The 14,823-nt window shown below is 66.3% G+C and carries 14 protein-coding genes and 1 pseudogene; 4 read left to right on the top strand and 11 right to left on the bottom strand.

The genetic code is table 11. The features are described from left to right. The first annotated feature begins 24 nt into the window (after window positions 1–24). The 3 genes from Q0982_RS05970 to Q0982_RS05960 all read left to right on the top strand — a co-directional run bounded on the left by Q0982_RS05970 (window position 25) and on the right by Q0982_RS05960 (window position 2,491). On the top strand, window positions 25–1,458 hold the full coding sequence (locus tag Q0982_RS05970) for an aldehyde dehydrogenase family protein (protein ID WP_322096963.1): 1,434 nt from the start codon (window positions 25–27) through the stop codon (window positions 1,456–1,458). Window positions 1,459–1,565: 107 nt separating this feature from the next. Continuing rightward, window positions 1,566–2,096 (top strand): PAS domain-containing protein, encoded by a 531-nt coding sequence (locus Q0982_RS05965; protein ID WP_299392885.1) that lies wholly within the window; start codon window positions 1,566–1,568, stop codon window positions 2,094–2,096. A gap of 32 nt (window positions 2,097–2,128) precedes the next feature. Next, window positions 2,129–2,491 (top strand): DUF427 domain-containing protein, encoded by a 363-nt coding sequence (locus tag Q0982_RS05960; protein ID WP_299392884.1) that lies wholly within the window; start codon window positions 2,129–2,131, stop codon window positions 2,489–2,491. A gap of 21 nt (window positions 2,492–2,512) precedes the next feature. Here Q0982_RS05960 and Q0982_RS05955 read toward each other — a convergent pair whose 3' ends face one another. The 9 genes from Q0982_RS05955 to Q0982_RS05915 form a co-directional block, all read right to left on the bottom strand. Beyond that, on the bottom strand, window positions 2,513–3,085 hold the full coding sequence (locus Q0982_RS05955) for a hypothetical protein (protein WP_299392882.1): 573 nt from the start codon (window positions 3,083–3,085) through the stop codon (window positions 2,513–2,515). A gap of 78 nt (window positions 3,086–3,163) precedes the next feature. Then, window positions 3,164–4,039, bottom strand: coding sequence for a sugar phosphate isomerase/epimerase (locus tag Q0982_RS05950; RefSeq protein WP_299392880.1), 876 nt, complete (start codon window positions 4,037–4,039; stop codon window positions 3,164–3,166). 204 nt (window positions 4,040–4,243) lie between these two features. Then, the gene (locus Q0982_RS05945; protein ID WP_299392878.1) at window positions 4,244–5,131 is read right to left on the bottom strand and encodes an NAD(P)-dependent oxidoreductase; all 888 of its coding nucleotides are present in this window, start codon (window positions 5,129–5,131) and stop codon (window positions 4,244–4,246) included. Between the two features lie 113 nt (window positions 5,132–5,244). After that, window positions 5,245–6,081: a phosphonate ABC transporter, permease protein PhnE gene (gene phnE / locus Q0982_RS05940; protein WP_299392876.1), complete on the bottom strand. Its 837-nt coding sequence runs from the start codon at window positions 6,079–6,081 to the stop codon at window positions 5,245–5,247. 106 nt (window positions 6,082–6,187) lie between these two features. Then, window positions 6,188–7,192 (bottom strand): phosphonate ABC transporter substrate-binding protein, encoded by a 1,005-nt coding sequence (phnD, locus tag Q0982_RS05935; RefSeq protein WP_299392874.1) that lies wholly within the window; start codon window positions 7,190–7,192, stop codon window positions 6,188–6,190. Window positions 7,193–7,239: 47 nt separating this feature from the next. After that, complete coding sequence (gene phnC / locus Q0982_RS05930) at window positions 7,240–8,115, bottom strand: phosphonate ABC transporter ATP-binding protein (RefSeq protein WP_299392872.1); 876 nt, start codon at window positions 8,113–8,115, stop codon at window positions 7,240–7,242. Between the two features lie 169 nt (window positions 8,116–8,284). After that, window positions 8,285–8,974, bottom strand: a complete 690-nt coding sequence (locus tag Q0982_RS05925) for a hypothetical protein (RefSeq protein WP_299392870.1) — start codon at window positions 8,972–8,974, stop codon at window positions 8,285–8,287. A gap of 93 nt (window positions 8,975–9,067) precedes the next feature. Next, window positions 9,068–10,240: an aromatic ring-hydroxylating dioxygenase subunit alpha gene (locus Q0982_RS05920; RefSeq protein ID WP_299392869.1), complete on the bottom strand. Its 1,173-nt coding sequence runs from the start codon at window positions 10,238–10,240 to the stop codon at window positions 9,068–9,070. A gap of 47 nt (window positions 10,241–10,287) precedes the next feature. Continuing rightward, a complete protein-coding gene (locus Q0982_RS05915) occupies window positions 10,288–11,559 on the bottom strand; it encodes an MFS transporter (RefSeq protein ID WP_299392867.1) in 1,272 nt (423 codons plus the stop codon). A gap of 186 nt (window positions 11,560–11,745) precedes the next feature. On the opposite strand from Q0982_RS05915, the gene Q0982_RS05910 reads away from it, so the two are divergent. Then, window positions 11,746–12,363, top strand: a complete 618-nt coding sequence (locus Q0982_RS05910; protein ID WP_322096962.1) for a TetR/AcrR family transcriptional regulator C-terminal domain-containing protein — start codon at window positions 11,746–11,748, stop codon at window positions 12,361–12,363. Between the two features lie 101 nt (window positions 12,364–12,464). Here the strand turns inward: Q0982_RS05910 and Q0982_RS05905 are convergent, their stop codons facing one another. Both Q0982_RS05905 and Q0982_RS05900 read right to left on the bottom strand, forming a co-directional pair. After that, the gene (locus Q0982_RS05905) at window positions 12,465–13,247 is read right to left on the bottom strand and encodes a tellurite resistance TerB family protein (RefSeq protein ID WP_299392863.1); all 783 of its coding nucleotides are present in this window, start codon (window positions 13,245–13,247) and stop codon (window positions 12,465–12,467) included. A gap of 105 nt (window positions 13,248–13,352) precedes the next feature. Next, window positions 13,353–14,823 (bottom strand): annotated as a pseudogene (locus Q0982_RS05900) (transketolase); the annotation flags it as partial.

The following is a 14,823-nucleotide window of genomic DNA, read 5'->3' as shown; positions in this document are numbered from 1 at the left end:
TCTTTCCTTTCAGGAGATCGCATCGTGCAGAACAACCTGATCGCCGGGTCCTGGGTCCAAGGCCCGGACGCTGTCGACAACATCAACCCCTCCGACCTGGACGACGTGATCGACAGCTATGCCCGCGCCGATGCCGGCCAGGTGAACGACGCCGTCGCCGCCGCCAAGGCCGCCTTCCCGGCCTGGTCGACCGGCTCCATTCAGGCCCGCGCCGGCATGCTGGCCGCGGTGGCCGCCGAGATCATGGCCCGCAAGGAAGAGCTGGGCGAACTGCTGGCCCGCGAGGAGGGCAAGACCAAGCCCGAGGGCATCGGCGAGGTGATGCGCGCGGGCCAGATTTTCGACTTCTTCGCCGGCGAGGTGGTGCGCCAGAGCGGCGAGAAGATCGCCTCGGTGCGCCCGGGCATCGACGTGGAGATCACCCGCGAGCCACTGGGTGTCGTCGGCCTCATCACGCCCTGGAACTTCCCCATCGCCATCCCGGCCTGGAAGATCGCCCCGGCGCTGGCCTACGGCAATTGTGTGGTCATCAAGCCGGCGGAGATCGCCCCCGGCTCCGCCCATGCGCTGGCCGAGATCATCCAGCGCGCCGGCGTGCCGGAAGGCGTCTTCAACCTCGTCATGGGCAAGGGCTCGGTGGTCGGCGAGGCCCTGGTGAACCATCCGGACGTCGCCGCCATCTCCTTCACCGGCTCGGTGGAGACCGGAAAGCGCATCGCCGCGAACTGCGCCGCCCGCCTCGCCAAGGTGCAGTTGGAAATGGGCGGCAAGAACCCCCTGGTGGTGCTGGACGATGCCGACCTCGGCACGGCGGTGGACTGCGCCCTCAACGGTGCCTTCTTCTCGACCGGCCAGCGCTGCACGGCCTCCTCGCGCCTGGTGGTGCAGAAGGGCATCCACAATGCCTTCGTCGATGCCCTGGTGGAGAAGATGCAGGCGCTGAAGGTGGACAACGCCCTGCTGGAAGGAACCCAGATGGGCCCGGTGGTCGACCAGTCCCAGCTCGACCAGGATCTCAAGTATCTCGACATCGGCCGCGATGAGGGCGCCAAGCTCGCCTGGGGCGGCGAGCGCCTGAACCGCGCGACCCAGGGCTTCTATCTGCAGCCTGCCCTCTTCACCGAGACCGACAACGCCATGCGCATCAACCAGGAGGAAATCTTTGGCCCCATCGCCTCGGTCATCGCCGTCGACGACTACGACCAGGCCCTCCATGTGGCCAACGACACGGCCTTCGGCCTGTCATCGGGGATCTGCACCGCCAGCCTGAAGCACGCCAGCCACTTCAAGCGGCACGCCCAGGCCGGCATGGTAATGGTGAACCTGCCGACGGCGGGCGTTGACTACCACGTCCCCTTCGGCGGGCGAAAAGGATCGAGCTACGGCTCGCGCGAGCAAGGCCGCTACGCCGCCGAGTTCTACACGACGGTGAAGACCGGCTACACGCTGCCCCTCTAAAGAGAGAATGAAAACAACCTGGCGGACGCCCCGCCCGGCGCGCGGCTTGGCGCAGCCGGTGAATCGGCCTTATGCTGGCTGGCAGCCGCGCTTGAGACCCTAAGCCCGTGACCCTGGACCCACGGCAGCAAGAGATCTACGACGCCTGGTGCCGCGAACAGGCGGCCCTCGGCGCCGTGCCGCCGCGCGCGGCCTTCGACCCCGTTGCCTTTCCACGCGCGCTCTCCACGCTGGTGCTGGTGGAGCGGATCGAAGACGACGCGCTCTGTTTCCGCCTGGTGGGCACCGACATGGTGGAGGCCTGGGGCGGCGACTTCACCGGTCAGCGCCTGGACGAGATCATGGAGGGCGAGTACCACGGCTTTATCCGCGGGCTCTTCGACGAGTGCATTGCCCGCCGCGGCCCGATTTTTTCCCAGAGCCGCTTTCAGTGGGACAAAGGGCGCGCCCTCGACACCCGCCGCCTGATGCTGCCGTTTCGCCGCGACGCGGAGTCTGAGGACATCGCCTTTATCCTGGTCAGCCAGGTTTTCGACCATGGAAAGCAGGGTCCGCCTCAGCCCATCGTGCAGGCCGGCAAGACCTTCGAGATCATCGAGCTGAAGCGCGAACATCTCCCGGAGAGCCCACGCAGCTAGAGCGTGCTCCGGCCCAAATCAGGAGATCCCTTATGTCCGAGCCAGCCCACCGCGCCACCGTCACTGCGGCACAGGAGCACTACGTCGCCAGGGTCGGCGATACGGTTGTCGCGCGGAGCAGCCGTGCGCTCATCCTGGAAGAGGTGTCACCGCGCAAGACCTACGCGCCGGTGATCTACTTTCCGCTGGAGGACGTGGACCAAACCGTGCTGCGCCCCTGCGACCATCACAGCTTCTGCCCGATCAAGGGCGAGGCCGCCTACCACGACATCGCGGTGGACGGCCAGCTGCTTGAACGGGCGGCCTGGTTCTACCCCGATCCCCTGCTCATGGTGGCCGGGGTGAAGAACCACCTCGCCTTCTACAGGGATAAGGTGGCGGTCGAAGGGGCCTAAAGCTCTGTCTGAAACACGACCCTAAAGCACAGAAATACCAATAGCTTGCGCGTAATCTCTCGCCTTCTGCCGGAGAACCGTTTCGCCGGGGCCGCTATCGGCGGCACAGACGAACAGCGGGATCGATTTCTCTGGTTCCGGGTGGCGCAGTTCGATGACTTGGAAGATGCGGTAGAAGTGCCCGCGCAGCACCCGCTCCGCCCTGGCTTCCACGCCGTCGAAGGCGCTGTAGGGCGCATACCAGTTCTCCGTCCGGCGAAGCCATCGGCCCCGGACCGTCACGCCGTCTGATGCAAAGGCGAGGTCACGCCTTGATCTATGGGATAACACGGCGACGTACAGCAGGCCGATGCCGCCGCCGAGCGGTGGCAATGTCAGAAGCTGAACCGCCGTCGAATGAAGCTGGCCGGAGGTGCCCAGCACTGCGCCGGCAACGACAGCGGTCACGATGCCGGCAAGCCCCAGCACGGCCAAGAGCATCGCGTTCAACGGTGCCGGCGCCTGGCGCAGGGTTATCGGCAGGCGGGAAAGATCCAACTCCATCTCCCCCACCCAGCGCCAGACTTCAAGCTGCCGTTTCAATAGCGCGATCATCGACTGCGCAGGACTCCCGTGTTGCACCTGAAAGGAAGTCGGGCGCGATGCGCCGGCGGTTCACTGCGCGCTTGTCCTCTATTGAAAGATCTCTTTGAAACGCGCGACGGAGCCGCGAAACCCCGCCTCGAAGTCGCCGTCGCCGGGATGATAGACACTTTCGTAGGAAATCACGCCGTCGTAACCGTCGCGTTTCAGGGCACCGGCCAGGGGCTCCCACTGAGCGGCGAGCTGGCCTTCGCCGAACGGGCGCACTTCCAGCGTTGCCTTGGGCGTGTCTGCGTGGACGTCCTTCACGTGCATGTGGCCGAGATAGCCGCCCGGCGCGGCGCTGCCCAGGGTCTCGTAGCCCTCCGGCCAGGCATCCTCGTGGGCCCAGCAGTTGTTCGCCGGGTCCCAGAGCACGGTCAGCACGTCCTGGGCCCCCAGATCGTCGATCAGACGCCTGCCGGTCCAGCAGGAGTTCACCATGGTGCCGTTGCCGGTCTCGACGACCAACTGCGCGTCCTCCGCCCGGGCAAGCTCAATTGCCGGGGCGATCAGCGGCAACAGCGCGTCCCAGGCGCCCTTGGCGACGTTCCACTGCTCGGCGCCGTGCAGGCCCCAGAGGATCATCTCCTTCTTGCCGGAGAGGATGCGCACCCTGGGCGAGCCCACCTGCCGCGCGATCTCGATGCAGCGCTTCAGCCTGTCCATGTGCTTCACGTGCAGCGGCTCGCCGGGCCTGGTCGTCATCGGCATCCCGGCAAAGACGTGATGGCAGATGTTGGAGACCTTCTTGTCGTGGCGTTCCAAGAGGTCGCAGACGCGTGTCCGTTCCGCCGTGTCGAGATCCCCCACCTCCTTGTCCCAGACGAACTGCAGTTCGGCGTAGTCCAGGCCGAATTCGTCCATGACGGTGAGCGCGTGTTCGAAGTCGCGGCTGATCCCGTCGGTGATGACGCCCAGTTTCATGAAGTCTCGCCCTCCCATTTCTTCAGGTAGGCCGCGTAAGCTGCCGGATCGATGATTGACCTCGTGCTTCGAGACGCTTCGCTCCTCAGCATGAGGTCAATCCCCGCACTACCTTGCCTCACCCTGAGGAGGCCCCCTTTCAATCGCATCCGGGGGCCGTCTCGAAGGGCTTCTGCTTCGACCTTATCGTTTGTGCTACAGGCCCTAGCGCTTCAGTTCGGCGCCGACGATCTCCTCCAGCACGCGGGTGACGATCCAGTTGTCGCCTTCCGGGTACTTGGTCTTGCCGGCCTGGAAGAGCTGCATGGCCGCGGTGGCGGTGAACAGCGGCACGCCCAGTTCCCGCGCCAGATCAAGGCTGATGGTCAGGTCCTTGTGCATGGTGCTGATCTGGCTGCCGGTGCCGACGAACTGCCGGTCGATGATTTTCTCCAGCGCCGTGTTGGCGGCGATGCTGCCGCCGCTGGAGGTGGAGACCACGTCATAGAGCACCTGGCCGGGGACGCCAGCCTTCGCCGCCAGGACCGCCGCCTCGAAGGTGGCCGAGAACACCCCGCCGATGAGCGACTGCAGGCAGGCCTTGACGGTCTGGCCCATGCCGGGCTCCGTACCCACCTTATGGATGGTCTTGCTCACCGCCTCCATGGCCGGGCGGGCCTTCTCCATCGCCGCGTCGGAGCCGGCGGCCATCATGGTCAGCGTGCCGCCCTGGGCACCGGGAAAGCCGCCGCTGACCGGGGAATCGATCAGGTCGATCCCGCTGCCCGCCAAGCCGTCGGCGATCTCCCGCGCCTCGGCTGCGCGGATCGTGGCGCTGAGGATCACCACGGAACCGGGCTGCAAGGTGGATGCAAGCCCATCCCCCAGGATCACGGCCTTGGCCTGATCGCCGGTCATCACCATGACGAAGACCACATCGACCTGGCGGCCGACATCGGCGGGACCCTGCGCCGCCTGCCCGCCCATCTCGGTAAAGGCGTTCATGCGCTGCTCCGAGAGATCGAAGCCCGCCGTTTGAAGCCCCTTGGCAATGAGGTTCTTCGCCAAGCCGCTGCCCATGTCGCCCAGCCCGACCACGCCGCATTTGATCATCGCGTTTCCTCGCCCCGGTTGTTCGCACCGGGAAGCGACCCGGCGCGGTGTTCTTGGGTGCAAGTCTCAGCCGATCCCCGCGCCTTGGCAAGGCGCAAGCTGTAACGATGGCGTCAGATCAGGCGCTTGCGGAGTTGTGAGGAGAGGATGTCGATGATCGAGACCACCACGACGACCACGATGATGACGGCGGCGGCGCGGTCGTACTGGAAGGCGCGGAAGGACTCATAGAACGTGAAGCCGATGCCGCCGGCGCCGACGATGCCGAGCACCGTGGCGGAGCGCACCAGGGTCTCGAAGCGGTAGAGGGAGAAACTGCTCCACAGCGGCAGCACCTGGGGGATGACGCCGTAGATCACCTGCTGCAGGCGGCTGGCACCGGTGGCGCGGATGCCCTCCACCGGGCGCGGATCGATCGCCTCCACCGCCTCGGAGAAGAGCTTTGAGATCACGCCCAGGTTATGGACGAACAGCGCCATCACCCCGGCAAAGGGGCCGAGGCCGACGGCGGCGACGAAGAGGATTGCGAAGACCAGCTCGTTGATGGCGCGGGCAGCATCCATCAGCCGGCGCATCGGCTGAACGATCCACACCGGCGCGATGTTGTTGGACGACAAGAGGCCGCAGGGCACGCCGACGACGATGGAGAGGAACGTGCCCCAGATGGCGATCTGCACGGTCTCAACCATCTTCAGCACGAAGAGTTCGAGGTCCGTGAAATCGGGCCTGAGAAAGTCGCCGATGAAGACCGCCATGTTGTCTGCGTCGGTGATCAGGTAGGTCCAGCGGTCAACCTCCGCCGGATAATAGGAGACCCCCAGCAACACGGCGATGACCAGCGCAATCACGCCCTTGTTGAGAAAGCCGCTCCAGCGCGGCCGCAGGGCTTCGCGCACTTCGGGAGAGATCTCAAGGGACTTGGCGGCGGGACTGGCGCTGGCGAGTGACATGGGCGGGCGCCCCTAACGGCTGGTTCTGCTTGAAAAGAAGTCGATGGCGCCCACAGGCGGCGGGGGCTGAGGAAGGTTTCCGCCCCCGCCGCCCGGGACGAGAGGATCAGTAGCCGGCCTGGCCGACGATCCCGGAATAAGCCTGCAACTCGGCAAGCTTGGCCTCGGCGGCCTTCACGCCCTCTTCGTCACCGGCGTTCTGGGCCTTGATCTTGTCCTTGAAGGCCTCGATCTGGCGCACGTCCAGAAGCTGGGCGTTGGAGGACGCCAGGAAGGGGCCCCAGCCGTCGGAGAGATTGGCCAGCACTTCGCGCTCACGCTTGACCTTGTCGAGGTCGCCGAAGCGGCCGTACTGCATGAAGAAGAAGTACATCTTCTGCTTCACTTCGGCGGACAGCTCCTTGCGCCAGACCATGGGGTCGGAGGGGATGATCGGCGAACGCCAGATCTCCTTGATGTTGGAAGCAGCCTCCGGGTTGGTCTTGGCAAGGCGGGCGTAGATGGATTCGGTATTGTTGGTCGCCACGTCGACCTTGCCGCTGGCCACCGCCATGGCGTTGCCTTCGTGGTTGGAGTTGGTCACCCGCGCGAAGCAGTCTTCCGGCTCCTTGTTGTTCAGCGCCCAGACGTAGTAGCCGGGGATCGCGAAGCCGGAGGTGGAGTTCGGATCGCCGTTGCCGAAGCTGAGGGTCTGGTCGCAGGCCAGCACGTCTTCCAGCGAATTCAGCTTGGAATCCTTGTGGGTGATCAGCAGCGAGTGATAGCCGCGCGAACCGTCGTCCTTGATGGTCTGGGCGAAGACCTCGCCACCGGCACGGTCGACGGCTTCGATGGCCGACTTGTTGCCGAACCAGGCAACGTCCACCTTGCCGAAGCGCATGCCTTCGATGACGCCGGCGTAGTCAGAGGCGAAGAAGGGCTTCACCGTCACGCCCAGCGACTCCTCCATGTCCTCCAGGAAGGGCGTGAAGGATGCCTCCAGGACCGTGGCAGACTCCGTGGAGATGATACCGAAGTTGAGCTGCTCCGGCATTTCGGCCTTGGCGGCGGTGGCGCCGAGAGCAAACGCCGTCGCGATGCCGGCGGCGGATGCGGTAAGGGTCTTGAGCATCATTTACTCCTGTCAGTCAGATGCAAAGAAGGCTTGGTAGGCGAATCTCAGAGGCTCGCGGCAGAGCGCGCGGCGAGGTCGTCCTGATGATCCAGTCCATTGCCGGGGCGGCCCGGCGCGGGCGCCGCCGGCTTGGCCGGCCGCGCCTTGATGAGGTCCAGGCTGCCGGTCTCAACACCGTAGAGATCGGCAATATCGGCCGGCGTGATGTCGTCGGTCGGGCCGTTGTGGATAACCTCGCCGCCTTTCAGCGCGATGATGCGGTCGCAGTGCTCGAAAGCGTGGTCGATCTGATGCAGGGAGACGATCACGGTCGTCTTGTCCTGCCGGTTGATCTCCCTGAGGGTCGACATCACCAGCTTTGCAGAGGCGGGATCCAGCGAGGCGATGGGCTCGTCCGCGAGGATCAGCCGCGCTTCCTGGGTCAGCACCCGGGCGATGGCGCCGCGCTGCTGCTGACCGCCGGAAAGCGTGGAGGCACGTTGGTGCGCCTGCTCGATCATCCCCACCCGCTCGAGCGCCTGCAGTGCCTTGACCTTGTCCTGGCGCGGAAACAGACCGAGCGAACCGCGCCAGCGCGGAATCCGGCCCAGCCGCCCGGCCAGCACGTTGGTGATCAGCGCCAGGCGGCTGATCAGATTGAACTGCTGAAAGATCACGCCGACATCGCAGCGCAGGGCTTCACTGTGTTCGCTGAAGCGGCCGTTGATCTGCGTGTCCTTGCCGAACAGAGCGATGCGGCCGTCGGTATCGCGGTCCATGCGCTCCAGGCCACAGATCAGGCGGATCAGAGTCGACTTGCCGGAGCCAGAGGCCCCGATGAGACCAACCATCTCGCCTTCGCCGATATCGAGATCGACACCCTGAAGAACCGTCTTTGCGCCGAAGGATTTGCGGACGCGCGACAGCGTAATCACAGACATCGGGTAATCACAGACATGGGCAGGCCCCCCTGAGCCCTGCGGCGCCGCACGGAACGCCTCAAGCTCTACAGCCAGCCCATGACGATATGATGACGGTATTACTTCGATTTCTTTGCAGATTGCGTAGGCAGCGCGCGGCGCGCCGGGATGCAGCGAGAGCTAGCGCACCTTAGGTCGCAAACCGCTGCCGGGCCCGGAACGCCCGGGCCATCAGCCCGTCGGCGCGCTTGAGGCTGCGCCGCAGGTAGGATTTGCTGCGCTCCTGTCCCTCCGAACGGTCACGGCACCAACAGGCCAGAGTTGAGAGGAAGATCAGGGTCATGCCCATTTCCTCGACCGAGCGGCGCTGGCCCTTGCCGTCCAGCAGCGCCGCCTCGCGCCACCACTGCACCGTGCGCGAGGTCCAGGTGATGAGCTTCAGGTTATGGTGCACATGCACCGGCCAAAGCTTGCCCAGAAACATCTCCGCCGTCACCTTGCGGCGCGGGGCAAGAGCATCGAGCCAGGCTTCCAGCGTGATCTGCAGGCGCTCTTCCGCCGGCAAGGCGGCAAAGCCCGCCTCCTGCCCGGCCAGCATCGCCGTGTCCGCCCGCGCGATCCAGGCGTCGGCGATCGCATCGCCGTCGCGAAACTCGGCGCGGATGGCGGCAAGCGGAAGGTTCAGCCGCTCGGCCACGTGATGCAGGCGGATGTCATACCAGCCCCAGTCCTCGGCAATGTCGAGCGCGGTTTCGATAATGAGCGCCCGCAGGACGTCGCGTTGCTCCTCGGATGGGTTTCCATCCGTCGCGTCAGCCTTCGGCGGCCGCTTCGCCGCGGCTGCGCGTTTCTTTCCAGGGCCCGGTTTCGCAGCGGCCATGGGTTAAGCTCCTGTGGTCGTTGCAACCTCACAGAGAGCTTACGACCGCGCATCGGAAGCTGTCCACAGGTTCCGGCGGTCCCCGATCTGCGCTCAGGTCAGCAAGCGGCCAGCCATCCACTGGTGGAAGCAGTGGGTCGGGCCGTCCATCGCCGGCGAGAAGACCCCGCCGCGGAAGGCCGGCGAGGCGCGCCCGGCCTGCATCCCCTCCACGACGCCGCGGTCCTCCTCAAAGATGCCGCGCCACTGGTGGGTGTTGGCGGCGCGCAGGTCGGCAAGGTCGTCACCCAGCGCCGCCTCGCCGAAGTAATAGATTTCGAAGTGCTCGCGGGTGCGGTCGGGCCCCAGGGGTTCCAGCACCACGGTATAGAAATGGTCGGCGTGAATGCCGAAGAGCACGTTGGGAAAGAGCGCCAGATACTCCGCCGCACCGCGCCAGGTCTCCGGCAGGTCGGGATGCTCGGGAAAGGCCCGGCCGTCGTCGCTCAAGGTGGGGCGGTAGGCGGTGCTGCCCTGCCCCGCCATGTGGCCTTCAACCGCGATGTTGTAGTGGTCTTCCAGGCGCGAGTACTGGTTCAGGCTGGGGTGAATCCAAGGCAGGTGATAGGCCTCGCAGTAATTCTCCACTGCGAGCTTCCAGTTGCAGGCAACCTCGATGGTGAAGGCTGAGTCCGCGCCGCCGTGGCGCAGGCGGCTCCCGTCGAAAGCCCCCCAGCGCTCAGCCAGGGGCGCGATGAAGGTCTCGAAATCCTCCGCCTCGCCGGAGAGATCGACGAAGACCGCATCGCACCAGACGGCGCTGCGCACGGGCTTCAGGCCATGGCGCGTCCTGTCGAAACCCGGGCAGTCCCGGGTCCCGGGACCGCCGACGAACGGCGTGGCCTTGAGGTTGCCGTCCAGGTCGTAGCTCCAGGAATGATAGGGGCAGCGGATCAGCCCCTTGGAACGCCCCGGCGCCGCGACCAGCTCCAGCCCGCGGTGGCTGCAGACGTTGTGGAAGACCTTCAGACCGCCCGCCGCATCGCGCAGCATCAGCAGCGGCAGGCCGAGAAGCCGGACCGGCCGCAGATCGCCGGGCTGCGGGACCCAGCGGCCAACGCCGATGCAGGTCCAGCCCCGCGCCAGCACCTGGTCGCACTCGACCGCGGCGAAGCTCTCGGAGGTGTAAGCCGCATTGGGCAGGCCCCGCGCCTCAGCGATCGGCAACAGCACCTGCTGCAGCGCTTCGCGCTGCGCCTCGATCTCCCGCGGCAGCCAGCTGCTCATGGTGACCTCCCTTCCGAGAACCCTACTGGGGGCTCTGTTTAAGGGGATCAGTCTCGCGCGGGAAGGCCGCAGCCGGCGTCCTTAGGAGCGACATTCCTGTCGCTGTCGCGACGACGCCCGGCCCTGTCGCTGCCGCGACGGCGCCCGGCCCTGTCGCTGTCGCGACGGCGCCCCGCCAAGGCCATCGCTCCGGCGCCCAGCAGAGCCGCAATGGCCATGGCCGCCACGAAGCCATGCGGTTGCCAGAGGTCCAGGGCGATCCCGCCAACGGAAGGGCCTACCATCGCCCCCACCTGATAGGTGATGAGGAAGGCCGCATTGGCAACGGCCAAGTCGTGAACCCGGACCCGCTGTCCAATGAAGGCCAGCCCCAAGGTATAGAAACCGATGCCAAGGCCCCCGAGCGTGAACACCGCCGCCGCGCGCAACCAGGGCTCAGTGATGAGAGGCAGACTGGCAGCCAGCACCGCAAACGCCAGAGCCGCGCCGATCAGGACCCGTTGCGCCGACACGCGGTCGGCCAACCAGCCCACGACGAACTGCAAGGCGATACCGCCGACCATAAAAAGCGTCAGCAGGTGCAGCGCCTCGGTCTCGGACATGCCGGACTGCAGTGCGTAGACCGGCAGCAAGGCGAAGTGCCCCATCTCCAGCAGGCCGCCGACGACGCCCGCCACCATGGCGATGGGCGCCAGCAGGAAAGCCCCCGAGACGCCGGTCTCCGGATGCTCCGGCATCTGCGGCGCCAGATGTGCGGCGGCCATGATGGGCACCACGGCCAGGAGGATTCCACCCGCCGCGATCAGAAACGGAAGCCATCCGTCGATCCCTATAGTCTCCAGGATGAAGGGGCCGGCGGCAAAGCCGGCGAAGAGCACGATGGCATAGAGCGCGATCATGCGCCCGCGCGTCTTGTCGCTGGCAACCGTGTTGATCCAGGTCTCCCCGACCAGCCAGGGCAGCGCGATGCCGGCGCCCATGATGGCGCGGAGCACAAGCCAGGCTTCCGGCGAAGGGAAGACCGGCATCAGCAGGAAGCCGCCGCCGACCAGCACACAACCCAGCGCCATAGCCCGGATCGTTCCAAGGGCGCCCACCAACTTCGGAAAGAACGGCAGACAGAGCAGGATGGCAAGGGCGGGCGCACTGCCGACCAGCCCGGTGTACCAACTCGGCGTGCCCCAGCTTTCGAAGGTCAGCGCCGTGATCGGGTAGCCGATGCCGTAGGAGATGCCGACGCCCACGGTCGAGGCAATGACGGCCGCAAGGCTGAGCACGCGCTGGCGTGGCGACAGGTTCTCCGGTGCAACGGACGGCATCTCGATCTTCCTCCGGTTCAGCATCATGGGACAGCCACTGACCAGCCCTTGGCAAGTGCGTTGATCTCTACGCTGTAGAGATATATTCTACAGTGTAGAGATTTCAAGAACGGAGTTGCCTTGCCAAAGAAAAATCCGCGCCCCGGTCCACGCGGACTGTCCGTGGAGGAGATTGTCCGCGCCGCTGTGGCCTTGCAGGAAGCGGAAGGGGAACGCGGCTTCAGCCTGCGCAAGCTCGGGGCGAAGCTCGGCTGCGATCCGATGGCGGTGCTCTACCACTTCGGCTCCAAGACCGGGCTCGAACGGGCGATGGCGGATCTGCTGAACGCGGAGCTGCGGCCCGTCGACCCGGAGCTGCCCTGGCGCGACCGCCTGGCCGATCTCGCCCGGCAGTACCGCGACCTGGCGCTGCGCTATCCGGAGACCTTTCCGCTGCTGAACCGCTTCTGGGTCACCGGCCCGGCCGACTACCGCCATGCCGAGGCGATCTATCAGGCGCTTGAAGACGCAGGACTGGAGGACGCGCAGCTGGCGCAGATCTGCTGCGGCCTCTATGCCAGCCTTCTGGGGCTCGCCGCTGCGGAGTTGGGCGGATTGCTGCAGCCGGCGACGGCTGAGAATCTGGCCGAGGTCCAGGCCCTGCCGGCGGAGGACTTTCCGGTGACCAGCCGCCTGCTCCCCCTCTATCACAAGCAGCGGCCCGGCGGAATCTACGAGACCATGCTCCAGACCTTGCTCGACGGCATCGAACAGCAGGTGCCGAAAGCAAAACGCCACGGCCGGAAACGGCGGCGGAGCGAGTAGCAGCAACAGCCGCGATCCAAGGGGCAAACCTGCACCCCAGACACGAAAGACCCCATAGGCGGCACTGCGCCTATGGGGCCACTAAGGTTTGGACCGGAGAATCAGGCGGGGATGCCGGCCACCTGCCCCTCCAGATGAGCAACCAGGTCCGCCGGCAGCGAAAGGCGGCTTGCCAGCGCTTCCAGATAGGCCTGCTCCATCGGATGGTCTGGATCGATGGCGAGGCGCGAGGCGAGGTAGAGCTCGGTCGCCTGCTCCGGACCCTGGGCCAGACCGGCGATGTCCTGCAGGCTCGGCGGCTCGGCCAGCGCATCGAAGACGAAGGCCTTTTCCTCGGCATCCAGCGGCAGTTCACCCACCCGCTCGAAGATCGACTTCTGCTCGTTCGGATCGATATGACCGTCGGCGTTGGCGGCAGCGATCATCGCCATCACCAGCGCCAGTTCGAAAGGCTTTCCGTCGCTGGCCGGTGCGGCTTCGGGATGGAACTTCGATCCCGCCGGCGGCGGCGCGCTGGGGAAGCCGGCTGCGTCCGGCGCCGGCTGATAGGTCACCTGTCCCGCGGGACCGGCCCCGGGCGACTGTTGCGGCACCTGCTGGGGCGCCTGCTTGCCGTCCTGCCAATTCTGGTAGGCGCGGTAGGCCAGCGCACCGAGCGCGGCCGCGCCGCCATAGCCCACAACGCCGCCGGCCAGTTTCCCAACCTTTTTGCGTGCTTTCTTGTTGCCGATCAGAACGCCCAGCAGGCCCCCGGCTGCCAGGCCCCCGGCGACGCCGCCGAGGCCGCTGTTGGCCAGCTTGCCCTTGGCGTTCTGGACCGCCCCACCCGCGGCACCGGCCGCATTGGGCCCGAGAAACTGCTCCAAAAGACTTTGGGGATTCATGCTCTACCTCTCGCTATACCCGTCCGTTAGATAGGAAGGGCACCCGCCAAAGGCAAACAGAACCGTCTGTTGGGCGGCTTTCTAAAGACGTTGGTTAACCAAAGCCTAAGGCACGGCGCGGAGGTAACGGATCGGACGGCCGGCCGAGGCGGCGTTGGCGGCGGCGACGATTGCAGCGGTGTCGATGCGATGATGGGCGTAGAGGTCGTCGACCGTGCCGGTCTGGCCGAAGTGCTCGACACCCAGCGCCTGGACCCGGTGGCCCTGGACGGCGCCCAGCCAGGAGAGGGTCGTCGGATGGCCGTCCAGGACGGTCACGAGTCCGGTGTCCCGGTCGAGCGGCGCCAGCAAGGTCTCGATGTGACAGCGGGCGTCCCGCCGCCCCTCCTGGCGCGCCCGCTCCGCCGCATGCCAGCCGGCGCTGAGGCGATCGGCCGATGTCACCGCCAGCACGCCGACATCGCGCCGGTCCTCGCCGATCAGTCCGGCTGCCGCAATAGCCTCCCCGGCCACCGCACCCTGATAGGCGATCACCACTTCGCAGTTGGGTCCGGGGCGGCGCAGCCAGTAGGCGCCGTTGATGATGTCCTGGGCCAGAGCCTCGTCGAGGGCGCGTTTCGGCTGCTCCAGCGGCCGGGTCGAGAGGCGTAGGTAGACCGAACCGCCGTTCTCGTCGCGCAGCCAGGGACCCGAGGACTCCCCTTTGCCGTCGCGCTGCATATAGTCGAAAGACCAGGTCATGATCGCCGCCAGCTCGTCGACGAAGGCCGGCTCGAAGGCCGCGAGGCCGTCCTGCGCCAAACCGATGAGCGGCGTGCCGACCGACTGGTGCGCGCCGCCCTCCGGCGCCAGGGTGACACCCGACGGCGTGGCCACCAGCAGGAAGCGGGCGTCCTGGTAGCAGGCATAGTTCAGCGCATCGAGGCCCCGCTGGATGAAGGGATCGTAGAGCGTGCCGATGGGCAGCAGCCGTTCGCCGAAGAGGGAGTGCGAGAGCCCCAGCGCACCCAGCAGCAGAAAGAGATTCATCTCGGCGATGCCGAGTTCGATGTGCTGGCCTTGCGGACTCATGATCCACTTCTGCGCCGAAGGCACCTTCTCGTCGCGGAAGGTGTCGCCGAGCGGCGTGCGATTGAAGAGGCCGCGGCGGTTCACCCAGCCGCCGAGGTTGGTCGACACCGTCACATCGGGCGAGGTGGTGACGATGCGCTGCGCCAAGGGCGAGTCCTCCCGCGCCAGCTCGTTGAGGATCTTGCCGAAGCCTTCCTGGGTCGACATCACCTCCCCCGCCGGTGCCGGCAGCGGCGCCACCGGCACCACGGCGGCCTGGTAGCGCCGCCGGCCCTTGGCATTGAAGGGCACAGCCTTGAGAAAGGCCTCCGCCTCTGCGCGCGGGGCGGCCAGCGCTTCGAAGGGCTCCCATTCTTGTCCCTCCCGAACGCCGAAACCGCTACGGTAGGCCGCCATCTGGTCGGGGGTCATCAGGCCGGCGTGGTTGTCCTTGTGGCCGGCCAGCGGCAGGCCGTAGCCCTTCACCGTGTAACAGAGGAAGAGCGTGGGCCGGTCGTGCTCGCCT

The organism is Pelagibius sp. (assembly GCF_028281305.1).
Taxonomy (GTDB): domain Bacteria; phylum Pseudomonadota; class Alphaproteobacteria; order Kiloniellales; family Kiloniellaceae; genus Pelagibius.
The sequence above is the reverse complement of the archived record's forward strand: the minus strand, read 5'-3'. Positions and strand labels throughout refer to the sequence as shown.